The sequence below is a fragment of the Anaerophaga thermohalophila DSM 12881 genome (assembly GCF_000191885.1).
Lineage (GTDB): Bacteria > Bacteroidota > Bacteroidia > Bacteroidales > Marinilabiliaceae > Anaerophaga > Anaerophaga thermohalophila.
Window position 1 is genome coordinate 1 of the sequence record NZ_AEWI01000009.1, and the last position, 14,669, is coordinate 14,669.

General features: G+C 41.7%; 8 protein-coding genes. 1 reads left to right on the top strand and 7 read right to left on the bottom strand.

Annotated features, from left to right (window positions below; translation table 11 throughout):
- Positions 1–533: 533 nt before the first annotated feature.
- The 6 genes from ATH1_RS0103425 to ATH1_RS0103450 form a co-directional block, all read right to left on the bottom strand.
- Positions 534–1,337: a sulfite exporter TauE/SafE family protein gene (locus tag ATH1_RS0103425; protein ID WP_029163941.1), complete on the bottom strand. Its 804-nt coding sequence runs from the start codon at positions 1,335–1,337 to the stop codon at positions 534–536.
- A 1,206-nt stretch (positions 1,338–2,543) separates the two neighbouring features.
- Complete coding sequence (locus ATH1_RS0103430) at positions 2,544–3,092, bottom strand: hypothetical protein (protein ID WP_010417562.1); 549 nt, start codon at positions 3,090–3,092, stop codon at positions 2,544–2,546.
- Between the two features lie 239 nt (positions 3,093–3,331).
- Complete coding sequence (locus ATH1_RS0103435) at positions 3,332–4,075, bottom strand: NADPH-dependent oxidoreductase (RefSeq protein WP_010417565.1); 744 nt, start codon at positions 4,073–4,075, stop codon at positions 3,332–3,334.
- A 210-nt stretch (positions 4,076–4,285) separates the two neighbouring features.
- Positions 4,286–6,166 (bottom strand): membrane protein insertase YidC, encoded by a 1,881-nt coding sequence (gene yidC, locus ATH1_RS0103440; protein WP_010417567.1) that lies wholly within the window; start codon positions 6,164–6,166, stop codon positions 4,286–4,288.
- An 83-nt stretch (positions 6,167–6,249) separates the two neighbouring features.
- Positions 6,250–7,872 (bottom strand): CTP synthase, encoded by a 1,623-nt coding sequence (locus tag ATH1_RS0103445; protein WP_010417569.1) that lies wholly within the window; start codon positions 7,870–7,872, stop codon positions 6,250–6,252.
- 124 nt (positions 7,873–7,996) lie between these two features.
- Positions 7,997–10,318, bottom strand: coding sequence for a DUF349 domain-containing protein (locus ATH1_RS0103450; protein WP_010417573.1), 2,322 nt, complete (start codon positions 10,316–10,318; stop codon positions 7,997–7,999).
- A 668-nt stretch (positions 10,319–10,986) separates the two neighbouring features.
- On the opposite strand from ATH1_RS0103450, the gene trmD reads away from it, so the two are divergent.
- Positions 10,987–11,676 carry a tRNA (guanosine(37)-N1)-methyltransferase TrmD gene (gene trmD / locus ATH1_RS0103460; RefSeq protein ID WP_010417579.1) on the top strand — a complete coding sequence of 230 codons (690 nt, stop codon included), beginning with the start codon at positions 10,987–10,989 and terminating at the stop codon, positions 11,674–11,676.
- Between the two features lie 40 nt (positions 11,677–11,716).
- Here the strand turns inward: trmD and ATH1_RS0103465 are convergent, their stop codons facing one another.
- Positions 11,717–14,644: a PD-(D/E)XK nuclease family protein gene (locus tag ATH1_RS0103465; RefSeq protein WP_245531699.1), complete on the bottom strand. Its 2,928-nt coding sequence runs from the start codon at positions 14,642–14,644 to the stop codon at positions 11,717–11,719.
- Positions 14,645–14,669 lie beyond the last annotated feature (25 nt).

Consider the following 14,669-nt stretch of genomic DNA (forward strand, 5'->3'; position numbering starts at 1 on the left):
AGTGTTATGGTTGGTTTGGCCTTCAACTTGGATGATTATTTTGTGCATCAGTAAATTTAGCATTACCAATTTTTCTTTCCAAAACATCAGGCGTTTTTTTGATATACGGCCAGTAGGAGTTGTTTAAATTTCAGGGTTAATGGCCTCTTCCTTTACAAGTAAGAACCACTTGTCGTGCTCTAAAGCATGTTTGAGCCTGGTACAAAAATTAAAACGCCTCGATTTTGACAAAAATATGCTTTTTTTAATGCACTCATGTTTCAAAATGGACCGCGATTCGGTTTTTATTGTGCCATAGATTTTGGGTTAAATGTGCTCTTTATCGGACAGCTTGTCTAAAAGATTTAGACTTGTATTTCTGCCATTAAAAATCCGGGCTATGATGATTTGATGCCTGCAATCATGAGTGCATTGCCTGTCACAGGCGCAACCCTGTTCGGGAGGTATACACCATCAATGAAGACCATCTTAGGAGTACTCATAAGGCTTATCGCCGACTGTCAGGGTTATTCGTTCCCTACCGAAGTGAAAAATTAGAAGAACATTGAGAATGCCATTAATATAATAAATACAATAAAAAACGGATCATAGAATTTTTCCAAAGCATTTTTGTTTATCCGCTTACCAAATAAAGGTCCGAAAATTGCACCGGTTATAGTGCCGGATGCAAGCAGGAACACCAGTAGCCAATTCAGAGTTCCAAAGGCACTATGGGTCACGACTCCTGTAATGGCTATAAAAAAAAGAACCATGACTGAGGTGCCTACTATCTCCAAAGAGGAGAGCCCCATGCTATCTAGTCCTGCAATGACTGGAGGCGTACCGCTTGCACCGAGCATGCCGGACATTAAACCGCCAAGTGCTCCGTATATCAAGCCTTTTGCTATAAAAAGCTTTGAAACAGGCTTATGTCCTTTACTGTCAGGTTCATCAAGTTGTTTATTTTCTGATACTTCTTCTTTTTTTTGCTTTTTCATTCTTGAAATCACCATTCCGCTTCCCATGAATAAAAGAAAGATTCCAAATATTATTTTAAGAACTTTTACCGGAATAATTGCGACAAGATAGGAACCCGCGACTACTCCGACAATTCCGCCTGGCACAAGTAGAAATCCTGTTTTTGGCTTCACATTTCCTGACCTGTAGTGACTTATTGAAGCAGCCAGGGTTGTCGGGATAATTGTTGCAAGAGATACAGACACAGCCTGATCCATTGGAATAGCAAACAATCCTGTCAGCATTGCAATATAAAAGATTCCTCCGCCTCCGCCCATTAAGGATATTAAAATTCCGATGATAAGTCCTGCTATGGGTAACAGATAAATTGACAAATGCATTTTATTACCTCCTGAAATCGCCGGCTAAATTTTCAAAGGCCGGCAACGAATTTTCAATCGTTTTGACACCGCCACCGTAAGAAATGCAAAAGTAATACAATTTTATTTTGAATGAACCGCATAATTATTTTTTCCTCGGTGCCGAAGGCGTCAACCTGACTTAAGATTAGGTGTACTAATGAAATGAGCATGACAAAGATTGCCTTAATAGATCATTAGGTCATTAGGTCATTAGATTATTAGATTGTTAGCTAATGTGATAAAACTTATAACATTCTAACAACTAACACATCAACAACTTTAACAATTCTAACAACCGTAACAATTTATTAAATGTGAGATGAAACGAGCATGGCAAGGTTTGTCACAAAAGAACATGTATAATTAACCTCTAATCAGAAAAGAAACAAAAAACAGGAAACAGATTCTTCGTCGTTACCTCCTCAGAATGACAGTGGCCCTTTGTCATTCTGAACGAAGTGAAGAATCTAAAAAAGCAAACAGACTAAAATGTGATTTTTATTGATGTTAATAAAGATAATCTGTGTCCATCTGCGTCATCTGTGGTGAACTCTCAACCTCAACCTAATCCGATGAGATTCTTCGTCGTTTACCTCCTCAGAATGACATTAGACAGTCGGTCATTGGTAGCAAAGCGAAGAATCTAACCTATCATCACCTAACATCAATTTAAACTTGATAAGTTGCATCAATCCAAAATTATTTCTTTAACCACCACTCCTTGCCTACATGCACCGCCACAGTTTCCACACTTTACATTTTGATTTACTATGTTATCAAATGCCTTTTTTGCTCGTCGCTTAATAATACGTTGAGTGCAGTATAAAAAGCATATTTTTGTCAAAATATTTATAAATGGCTGCGCCATTTATACTTTGGATCACCGAATTTGCGCGAATTAACGCGAATTTAGTCGCATCTATGATGCGACAATCATTCGTTGACGACAAAAAATAATTGCGTAGCAATTAACTAATCCGACAAATTATGACTTAAGCTTTTTAGTTATTTTTGGCTCTGGCTTGTCCAGGTTAGGCGTTTTAAATTTTGTACCGGAGTTAACTTATTGTTAATGAGGATGCAAAAATTTAAAACAACAACGAGTTTGGCAACAAAGATACTTTTTAGACTGGGCTCATACGTTTAGTTGAAATCTGTTAATTTTTATTTCTGTAGGTCTTTCCATTAAATCTTCCCTGGTAAATTATAAACTGTATCAATATGGTTTGATGTCCTATGAAGAATTTGTAGATATTCATTTATTTTGTCCTCATATTCAATTTTATAATCCTCATGAAGTTTTTTAGTCACAATTGTTATTAATCGTTTTACAATCATTGCTACTTTCGTATCATACTGCGTAAAGCAAGTCCCAAACATATTTGTAGGCAATGAAAAAGGAACCTGAAGAATATATAGCAACAACTCAGCTTCTAAAACTTTATTTTTGGAAATCTTGGTGAATTCATTTATCCTTTTGATACAAGCACCTAACATATTTGCAATCTGTAGTTCTTCAGAAAATCCTTTATGCCTTTTTCTAAATATAATTTCTAAATCCGCTTTTGTTGCTTCAAATAAATCTTGTTCCCCACTTTCTTTATCAAGATAATTTAAAAGTATGTAATTATAAACCATTTTTTCTTTTGATGCAAGCGATATAACAATATCTTGAAGGTCTTTGTGATCCAGTCTTTTAATTCGTTCTTTTGTTTGCTTATCAAGTCTTGGCATATAAATATTTTTCGATTAGTCGCAATTTAAATATTTGAATCTTAATTTCATGGGTGCGTCGGCAAAAATTTGGCTTTTTTGCAAGCTGAAGCATCAACCTGTGTGTCAGGGCTTGCAAATGTGCCAAACGTCTGTTGGCGTTTGTTGCACGTTCTTTCTCAGCATGAAACAACCAGGTAACTTAAAACCCCGGGCAGTTGTAATGACCCCGGGGTTGTATCCTGTAGTAAAATTTTGTTTTAATCCAGAAAACCTTGTTTTTTCAGGACATCCAGAAACACCTTACTGAAATGTTCGTTGTTTTCTTTGGTGTAACGGACATCGGTGAATATCTGGGCCAGCGTTTCCTTGTTGTTTTTGGCGGTGAGTTGCTTATTGGCGGGCAATTCTTCTTTCTCTTTGTAAAGACGGTCGATGGCCTCAGGGGTGTAATCCTGGTAGGTTTCGTGATGCACCACGGCTTCGAGCGGGAGCCGTTCGGTTTGTCCGGGGTCTTCGTCCGGCCAGCCGAGCGTGACAGTGACCAGAGGAACTACGCCTTTGGGAAGATTCAGGGTGTCGATGATCTTATCGGCATTGTAAGTGACGGTTCCGATGAAGCAAATGCCCAATCCGGCGGACTCGGCGGCCACACAAACATTCTGCGCCACCAAAAGGGCATCAGTGGCGGCGGTCATAAACGACTGGAAATTGTCGTAACCGGGCTCGGCATTTCGCTGGCGGCACCACTTGTTGAACCGGTTGAAATCGGCACAGAAAGTGAGTGCAAGCGGGGCCTTGGTGAAAGTAGGCTGGTTGAAGAAGGCAGGTGCCAGCTTCTTTTTCATCTCTTCATCGCGGTTGACGATGATGCTGTAGAGCTGCATATTTCCTGTTGTGGAAGCTCGTGTGCCGGCTTTCAGAATTTTATTCAAAAGTGCTTCGTCAATGGGTTCGTCTTTGTATCGACGAATGGTGCGGTGATTTAATAAAACGTCCATCATTTTATAAGTTATTTTTTAGAATTTTAGACAATAGATAATTCATATAATATTGACAAACTGTATTTTAACAGAAAATTGTCAGTACCATTGAAAAACAAAGCATTAGTCAATCAGAGGTAACATTCCGGTCAAAACTTTGTTGCTGCCAGTGAGCAGGGAAAAATTTCGGGCAGCATTCTACAGTACACCTGGTGAGTTTCTCCTGCTAATCTACTTTCGTCTTCCCGGTTTTGTACTTTTCCCTTTTCCTTTCCCTTTTTGCAGTTGTGCCTGCTGTTTCTGCATTTCTTCGAGGCGTGCCTGGAACTTGGATTTCTTTACCGGTTTTTTCTGATTGGCCTTCAACTTCGCAAGAATGGCCTTCTCGTCCACGAACTGCCGTATCATAACGGTTTGCACAATAGTGATAAGGGTTGAAATAAAATAATAGTAACTAAGCCCTGCTGCATAACTGTTGAAGAAGAACAGAAACATTACGGGCATAAGATACATCATTACGTTCATACCCGGCATCTGAGCCGACGATTGCGTCGTTTGCTGGTTAATTCGGGTATAAACAATATTAGTAGCGGCCATTAAAAGTGTAAACAAACTTACATGGTCGCCATAAAACGGAATTTTGAAAGGTAAATCAAGGATGCTGTCATACGTTGAAAGGTCTGATGCCCACAAGAAACTTTCCTGACGCAACTCAATGGATGACGGGAAGAAACGGAACATGGCAATCAGTATAGGCATTTGCAGCAAGATGGGCAAACAGCCTCCCATTGGGTTTACTCCGGCTTTGCGATACAGGGCCATAGTCGCCTGCTGCCGTTCCATGGCTTTTTCTTTAGGGATACGCTCATTGATCTCATCAATCTGAGGTTTCAAAACACGCATTTTGGCCGTCGACATGTACGATCTGTAGGTCAGTGGGAACAGCACTATTTTGATTAAAATAGTCAGTATCAGGATGATGATACCATAATTGCCTATAAATCCCTCAAGAAAGTTGAAAACAGGGATAACGGCATACCGGTTGATCCAACCGAAAATTCCCCATCCCAAAGGCAGGATTTTATGCAGTTCAAGTCCTTCATAAGAGCGCAGGGTATAAAAGTGATTTGGCCCGAAAAAGAACTGCATGGATGCTTCGTCATCTTCTTCGAATCTGAAGGGCAGGGCCAGTTCGGCCTCGTTAATTCTCAAATACGGACTGTTTTCATCTTCAATTACCTCTGTCTCGACATATCCGCTTGCAAAATTTTGAGATGCTATTAGTATGGAACTGAAAAACTGATCTTTAAAAGCAACCCATTTCAGAGGTGTACGTAAATCTTCATCCTTGTTGCTTGTTCCGGATATATCATCAACTTCATCCTGGAAAAATTTAAAATAAATGCCTGAATATTGTTGTTCAAACTGCCTTCCTTTTTCCTGGGCAGGCATCTTCTGGTACCATTGCAGGTCGAGTGCATTTCGGGGCGTTGCAAACTTTTTACCGAGATTTGTTGATTCTATGGTGTGATTCACTAAATATTCGTCCGCAGAGAGTGAATAATTTAATGCCAGTTTTTCTCTATCAGGGCCGGTTATTTCAAAGGAAATAGAATTGGTCCCTTTTTCAACCGCATCGAAGTAAAGATCGTTGGTATTATAGATACGGGTGTTATAGGTAAAGCTGAAACCATAACGATTTTCATCCCCGTTGAAAAGTACCAGCGGGCGACCGTCGTGGGTCTGATATTCTTTTATTTCTACCGAGTAAATTCGTCCGCCAAGATTCGATAAGGTGACTTTGATTTTTTCGTTCTCAAGTGTGAAAAATTTCTTTTCACCAAAGGTATAAGGGGCAAGAATTCCTGCTGTCTGCCGGCGAATGCTGTCCTGCTTTGCTTTTTCCTCAACTTCTTCGGACGAAACTTCTTTTTGTATGCTTTCCTCAGTCTGTTTAGCCTCACGTGCGGCCTTTTGTGCTTCAATCCTGTTCAGCGAATCGAGTTGGCGCTTTCGTTCAGCTATTTCTTCTTCCGAAGGTTTATTCATCCACCAAAACAAGGCCAGGATGGCTGTGATAAGTAATAATCCTGTTACTGAATTTTTGTCCATTATTTGTTATTGTGTTGTTTTACCATTTCCCTAAAATTTCCACTTCTGTCTTCCTTCTCTCACTAAAAACTACCGACTAAAAACTATTCACTAATTTTTTCTTTTCCATGATCAATGGCAGCCTTTACAAAGGCCAAAAACATAGGGTGTGGATTAATTACCGTACTACTGTATTCCGGATGAAACTGTACGCCAACAAACCATTTGTGAGAAGGTATTTCAATTATTTCAACCAGTCCTGTCTCGGGATTGGTTCCGGCGCTTATCATTCCTGCTGCTTCAAATTGTTCCAGGTATTCGTTGTTGAATTCATATCGATGCCGATGGCGTTCGTTTACCAGTTCTTTCTTGTAAGCATTATAAGAGCGGGTATTTTTCGTAAGTGCACATTCATAAGCGCCCAGGCGCATCGTGCCGCCTTTGTCGGTTACATTTTTCTGGTCTTCCATCAGGTCAATAACGGGGTACGGCGTATTGTGGTCCATTTCGCGCGAGTTGGCTTTTTCAAGCTTCAGTACGTTACGGGCAAATTCTATTACGGCACATTGCATTCCCAGACAGACGCCAAAAAAGGGAATATTCTTTTCGCGGGCATATTTCACGGCAGCTAGTTTCCCTTCGATTCCTCTGTGTCCAAACCCCGGGGCAACCAGTATGCCATGAAGGTCTTTCAATTTGTTTTCAACATTTTCCGGGGTCAGATTTTCCGAATGGATGAGCCGCAGGTCTACTTTATGGTCGTTGTATGTGCCTGCATGGTTAAGAGATTCAATAATAGATTTGTAGGCATCGGGTAGTTCCACGTATTTCCCGACAAGACCAATGCGAACAGTCTTTTTTGCATTTTTCAGTTTGCTCAGAAAGGCTTTCCATTCCTTCAGCTCGGGTTTTCCTTCAACAGGAAGCCGGAGTTTTTCAAGAACAGTCTCATCCAGTCCTTCTTCCTGCATTTTTACGGGTACCTCGTAGATGGAGGATACATCAATTGACTGAATCACCGCCCTGATATCTACATTGCAGAAAAGAGCTACTTTCTTTCGAACGTCGGTAGTAAGGTCTTTTTCGGTGCGAAGGACAAGCACATCGGGTTGAACCCCGATTTCGAGCAACGATTTTACCGAGTGCTGTGTGGGTTTTGTCTTCAGCTCTCCGCTGGCGGCCAGATAAGGAACCAGTGTCAGGTGAATGACCATTGCTCTGTGTCCCAGTTCCCATTTCAGCTGCCTGACAGCTTCGATATAGGGCAGAGATTCGATATCGCCAACTGTTCCGCCAATTTCGGTGATGACAACATCAAATTTATGCTTCGTGCCCAGAAGTTTGATGTTGCGTTTGATCTCATCGGTTATATGAGGAATAATCTGTACTGTTTTTCCCAGGTAGTCACCTTTTCGTTCTTTGTTGATGACATTTTGATAAATCCGTCCTGTGGTAACATTGTTGGCCTGCGAGGTGGGAACATTCAGAAACCTTTCGTAATGTCCCAGATCGAGGTCTGTTTCAGCTCCGTCTTCGGTGACATAGCATTCGCCGTGTTCGTAAGGGTTGAGTGTTCCGGGATCCACGTTGAGGTAGGGATCCAGTTTTTGAATGGTTACCCGGTATCCCCGGGCCTGAAGTAATTTGGCCAGCGATGCTGAAATAATTCCTTTTCCCAAAGAGGAAGTGACACCTCCTGTAACAAAAACATAGCGTGTATCGGGCACTTTTTCAATATTTTAAGGTTTAACGAATGGGCATGTTCAAATTTTTCAAGCCACAAAGTTAGCAAAAAGAACCCGGAATATGTGCCCCTGTTCAAGAAAATGAGCAACAACGCAAGATGCCTTATTATTGCTCATTTTCCATTTCTTCAATGAGGTCGAGTTTTTTGTTGAGTAACGTGATGTTGCGTTTGCCGTTTTCTATTTTGTTTTTGAAATCGCGCACCAACGCTTCCGAGTTTTTCGATTTGGTAAAGAAACCTATGTTATTCTCCCAAAGAATGATGTCGTTTTCCAGTTGTTTCAGTTTCCCGATGATTTTGTTTCTCTCCTGGTTGATGCGTTCCTCAAATTGTCCTTCCAGTTTCCAGTTTTCCAGTTTATTTCTGAATTTTTGCAACGATTTGGTGGTTTCATCCATGTTCAGATGATCAAATCGGGCATTGATCAGGTTACGGAATTCCTGGTTCACCCGGTCTTTTTCTTTGATCGGAACAAAACCGATCTCGGACCAACGGCGCTGAAAGTCCTGAAGTATCCTGAAGCTCTCTTCGTTATTTTTGCCTGGTTCATATTGTCTGAGTTCTTCAATAAGTTCTTCCTTGCGCTTCAGGTTTTGTTCCTGGGCTTCATCTTTTTTACTGAAGAATTCTGCTTTTCGGTTGAAGAAATGATCGCAGGCACCGCGAAACTTTTTCCAGATGGCGTCGGAATGTTTCCGGGGTACAGGTCCGATTTCTTTCCACCGTTTCTGAATGCGGACGAGCTCTTCGGTGGTATTTTTCCAGTCGGTACTGTCTTTAAGGGCTTCGGCCTGCTGAACAAGCTCGTTTTTGAGTTGCAGGTTGTTTTGCTGCTCTTCCTTGTATCGTTTGAAAAAATCACGCTTGGCATCGAAAAAGCGGTCGCAGGCTGCCCGGAACCTCAGATATATTTCCTGGTTGTCTTTTTTGGGAGCAAATCCAATTGTTTTCCACAATCGTTGTATTTCGATGATGGTTTTGCTGTGGTTTTCCCATTCTTTTGGCGATTTAAGGTCTTTTTCCAAAATGGCTTCAACCTTTTCGCAAAGTTCCTTCTTGGCTTCCAGGTTTTTCTGTTGCTCTTCCTTCAGGTTTTCAAAATATTCATGGTGTTTTTGATTGATCTTTACCGTGGCTTCGTGGAAACGTTCCCATAGTTCCTCTTTCTTTTCTTTGGGAACAGGCCCTATTTCCCGCCACTGATCATGATATTTCTGAAGTGTTTTAAAGGCCTTAATAATTGATGGTTCCAGTAGGAGCTTTTCTGCTTTTTCGCAAAGGGCCAGCTTAGCTTCGTAGTTCTTTTTAAGGTCGAGGTCGCGAAGCTCTTTGTTGATTTTAATATAATTGTAGAAGTTTTCGACGTGCAGGTGATAATTTTCCCACATGTCGTGGACATCCTTTTGCGGAACAGGTCCTATTTCCCGCCATCTTTGCTGGAGCGCCCTGAATTCATCAAAGGTATGATGAAGCGACTCCTGACGGTTGACCAAATCTTTTATGCCTTCGATGACTTCATATTTGGCTGCCAGATTTTTTTTCTTTTCCTCCTCAATTTGAGCTCTTTCTTCGTCACGTTTTTTGCGAAAAGCCTGAATGGCTTCCTGCATCGCATCCGACAGTTCATCATGTGGGGGTGTAAAGGCTTCGGCCGGTTCACCTGATGCAATAAACTGTTCTCTCAATCTGGTCAGTTCGGCTGCACTTTTTCGTTCAAATTCCTTGCGGATGGCTTCAACATGTCCTTTAATAACCGATGCCGGAAATTCGTTCATTAATTTATAGTACTGTTTAAGCAGTTCTTCCCGCGAAAGTGTTGAATAATCTACCTCTGCGGGGTGCTTTTTTTCAGTATCCGAACCTCTTTTTTCCTGGTCTGAAGGTCTGCTTTTTTCATCGCTCTCGACTTCTTGCCGGCTTTCTTCTGAGTTATTTTCATACTTGCCATCCTCGTTGTCGGGTATGTCATCCTCTTCAGACTCATCTTTCTCAATGGGTTCTTCCTCATTTGTTGCGACGGGTTCATTTTCTTCATCAGAATCATTCTCTTCTTTATCCTGATAAGCCTCTGCCTCGTTTGTCTCTTCCGAATCAGTAGCTTGGTCCGAAGATGCTTCCCCGGCAACTTCTTCTTCTTTGGTCTCGCCGGCTTCCGTGACACCGGTATCGGCGAAGGATTCAGATTGACTGCTTTCTTTGTCCGGAATTTCAGATTGTCCGGTGTTGCTTTCCCCGGGTTCGGTTGATTGTTGCTTTTGGTTTTCAGGAAAAGTTTGTTCGTTATCTTCCTTATTACCGGATTTGGATTCTTCAACCTTGTTTTCAGGGGAAGGATTCTTGTTGTCGTTCTGCATATTTTCAGTTGATTTTCCTGAATTCAAATTCATCTGTTCGTCAGATGATTTGTTTAGATCGTTGGCTACCATCTTTCTTTTTTTTAAAGATGCGACAAAGCTGATTGGTGCTTATCACTTAGATTTCTAAAATGGTGTCTGTTCATAAAATACCATTTGCTGCGTTACGCTTGCCGCCAATATACTCATTCCGAGGCAGCTTTTGTAAGAAACTGCCTAAAAAGTCCGTTTTTCTCTGTGGATATCTGTGATGTGTTTCGTGTACTTATTTATAACTAATTGAAAAACAACGCTTTTTACGGTATGGATTGAATTCGGTTTTTTCAAAGAATTACTTTTTAGACATCTTCAGCAAAAAGCATATCCGGGACTGCGTTTTTACCGGCTTTGCAAGCCCCGATGATTTCGGGGCAGGCATTGCAACCGGCACTTTCTGACCAGACACATGAATTGATATAATTTTTCCCGACTTTATAGACGGGTACTAATTACGAAACTATCAAATATACCATAATCATCAAACATTTTTCCATCAAAATAAAATTTTTATCATGTTTTTAAGCTATTACGGCTAAAAGAAACGAGCATGGCAACGTTTTGCCACAATCAGAACATGTATAAGTTCTTGTATTCGAGTTCCATCCGACCTTAATAAATAATTTATGTACGGATGAATATTATGGGTAAAAGAGACTTTTAGGAGTGAGCGCATATTTTTATCTTTGCAAAAAAGTTTCTGTATGCGCATTGACATTCTCACTCTGTTTCCGGCTATGTTTCAGGGGCCGTTTTCCGAGTCGATCATAAAAAGAGCGGTGGAAAAAGGGACAGTTGACATACATATTCACGATATACGTGACTATTCGCAGGACAAACATAAACGGGTCGATGATTATCCGTTTGGAGGTGGTGCAGGAATGGTGATGCAAATAGCCCCCATAGCAAGACTTATCGATAAATTGAAGTCCGAAAGAGATTATGATCAGGTGATTTACCTGAGTCCCGACGGAAAGCGTTTTAACCAGAAGGAAGCCAACCGACTTTCACTTTGTGATAATATAATTCTTCTTTGCGGCCACTATAAAGGGGTCGATCAAAGAGTGCGCGATCAATATATCACGCATGAAATATCTATTGGCGATTTTGTTTTGAGTGGGGGAGAGCTTGCCGCTGCAATGGTTGTTGATGCTGTTGTCAGAGTCATGCCGGGCGTGATAGGTGACGAAACCTCGGCACTTACCGACTCTTTCCAGGACAATTTGCTGGCACCGCCTGTTTACACCAGACCATCCGATTTCAGGGGATGGAAGGTTCCCGACGTTTTGCTTTCTGGTAATAACAAGCTGATTGATGAGTGGCGTGAGCAACAGTCGCTGGAACGCACACGCCGGTTGCGACCAGATTTGCTGGATGATTCGGATATGCCGTAGCGATATACGTGGGTGAGTGCCAACAACATCTCCGGATACGTTAAGTCTGTTTCAAACATATCTCTTTGTAAATGCAATAGTTACAATTCTCTTCATGCGGAGTTTGTTGAAAGGGCGTACCATCGTCGAACAATTCATCCAGTAATATTCCAAGGGCATTACTGTAGGCAGGTTCGGCTTTTTCAAGATTTAACTCTTCCTGCCGGTCACGGGATGGTTTTAGATATAAATTGATATCTGTATCGGTAAAAAGTTTGCGCATCCAGACCACGGCAGGTTGTATTCTGTCAGGAGTGGTTTTTTGGTCATCCGAAACCATCAGCGAATACAGCAGTGTCTGGAAAATAGCTTTGTTTTCGGTGTGTTTGGATGTATCGTACAGGTCATCAATATCGGCAATGCGGTTGGTGCCTTTTCCTGTTTTGTAATCAATAACCCGCATTGTACCGTCTTTTTCTTCTAACCGGTCGATATTGCCACCTAAACGTACTTTGTGCCCGGATGGGGTTTTGAAAGTCATCTTCATCCGGTATTCCAGACCTTGAATAACGAAGGGTGTTCTCTTTTTCTCACTTTCAAAAAAGCCGACCAGATAACGCATCAGCACTTCAAATACGAGACTGTTTTTCCCTTGCAGATCGGCAAAAACATTTTGTTCCTGCTTAATAAACGGGACGTTTTGTGCAAATATTTCCTTTAGCGTATGACGCAGGTTGTCGGGCTTCGAAATTTGTTCAATCATTTCGGGCGTCAAAATTTCACCGCGGCTGGGTTTATACAATGCTTCTACCGTTTGATGGAATAAATTACCAAAGATGCGCGGATCCAGTTCTTCTGAAATATCTTCCGGTTCTTTGGCTTCAACAAGGTATTTGAAGTAGAACCGGAGTGGACATTCGATGTAATCGCTTAATGCACTGGGAGAAAGGGCACGATCTCCGTTATCAAGGAAAGACGAAAGCTGAGTCATTACCTGGGAATTCTTTTCGGCATGTATTTCAGGGACTGCTTTGATGCCTGCTTCCTGAGTGTATGTAAGGTTTTCCACAATACCCGGATACTCGTAATAGAGCTGATGCAGAAAACGGCTCATTTCGCCTGCCTGCTTGTTGGCGTCAGTGGCAGACCACACGAAGGTTACATTTTTGGCACGGTGGATAAGACGATAGAAATAATAAGCAAAAATAGAGTCCTGATTATCTATGGTAGGGAGTCCGAAACCTTTTCGCAGGTTGAAAGGAATGGCCGAAACGGGTGGAGCGGCATGGGGGAATATCCCTTCGTTCATGCCGGTGATTACCAGATTGTCGAAGTCCAAAACCCTGGTTTCCAGAATTCCCATCATCTGAAGTCCGCTCAGAGGTTCTCCCCGGAAAGGGATCGTCTGGTAATCGGCCAGCTTACGAAACAGTCGAAACCAGGTTTCCGGTGTTATGGTTATATTTTGTTTCACCAATATTTCCCCAAGCCGCCTGATGGTGAGGTACAGGTGATAAACAAATTCCTGTTCTAAAGCGGTTTCGGGATGGTTTTTAAGATTCCTGTAAATGGTTTCCAGGATGTCTGTAAAGTACGAAGTCAGCTCATCAGGCGTTGCCACCTTTTTAAGCACTTTATCGATGATCTCATTCTCAGGAATTTGTTCTCTTTCGATGAATACTTTGTTGGCCTTTATCAGGTTGTTGATCAACTGATGTCCCCGGTCTCCAATTAAGGGTGATATGTACTGATGACGCAGAAGTGCCAGCAGATGACGATGATAGAACCAGGTTTTGCCTTCTCTTGTGGTTCGCATGGTATGTTGCATGGTCATCAGTGTATCAATAAGGCTGTAGGCAGGCGTGTTTTTTAAAGGATAACCAAGCGTTACGTTGATTTTTCCCCATTCGGAAGGGACCGCGTGTATAGCCGGTAGCATTAATGTTTCATCGGCCAGAATAAAAGCGGTTTTTACACCGGGCGAGGCGCTGCTTTCTTTACCGGCGATGTTTTTCGCTATATGTTTTAAGAAAGTTGCAGCGATCCGGGTTTGCGCCATATCATTGGCTGCAGTGGCAATTGTGATTTTTTCGGGGCCCTCTGTGAAAGGATTCTCCCAGTCATCGGGCACAGGAAAATCAAAAAGGTTCTGTTTTATGAATCTTGCTGCTTCGTGCTCTCCCTGAAGCCTTTGTTGACCGGCCGGGTTTCCCGGATTTTTCAAAATCCATTCGGGGTAATCCCAGAAAAATGAGGCCTTTCCTTTTATCTTTAAGTAATTGAGTAAGCGTTTTTCACAATTATTCAATGCATTCAGGCCGGCGAAAACAATGTGCTTGTATGGTACATCTTCAATGGTTTTGTCCTGTATCTGTTGAGCCACTGCTTTAAACAGTTTTCCTTCGTAAACTTCATTATCCCGGTCAAGGCGCTCGTTGAAATGTTCATAAAGAACAGGCATTTTTTTCCATAATTCGAGAAATGATTGTTGTAGCTTCGACAGCCGCTTAGGATCAAAAGAGCTCCAAAAGGTACGAATGGCTTCGATCTGTTCTTTGTCAAGGTGACTGAAATCATCTTCGAGGGCTTTCTGGTCGGCCAGATTCATGAAAACCTGGTAGGGATTGACAAGGTATTTATCTATGTCGTCGAAATCCGAAAGACACATTTCCCCCCAGGGAATGAAGTCATCAAGAGCAATATCCGGGTCTATGACTTCCCGGTAGGAGTCAAAAAGTTTAAAAATCAGGCTGATATTATCACTGACAGGACGATGATCAAACTTTCCAAAAAAGTCATTAATTGTTAGTATATCCGGTGAAAATATCGGATGCGGGCTTTTTTCACTCAGATATTGGCGAAAAAAAACGCCTGCCCGACGGCTGGGAAAAACAAAACAAAAGTCCGAAATATCTGTTAAATACTTTTGAAGATGGTAATCGGCCAGTTGTTCCAGAAAAAAATGCATATTGAAGTGTGTTTTCAGCAAAGATAAATTTTTTGACTGATTTTAG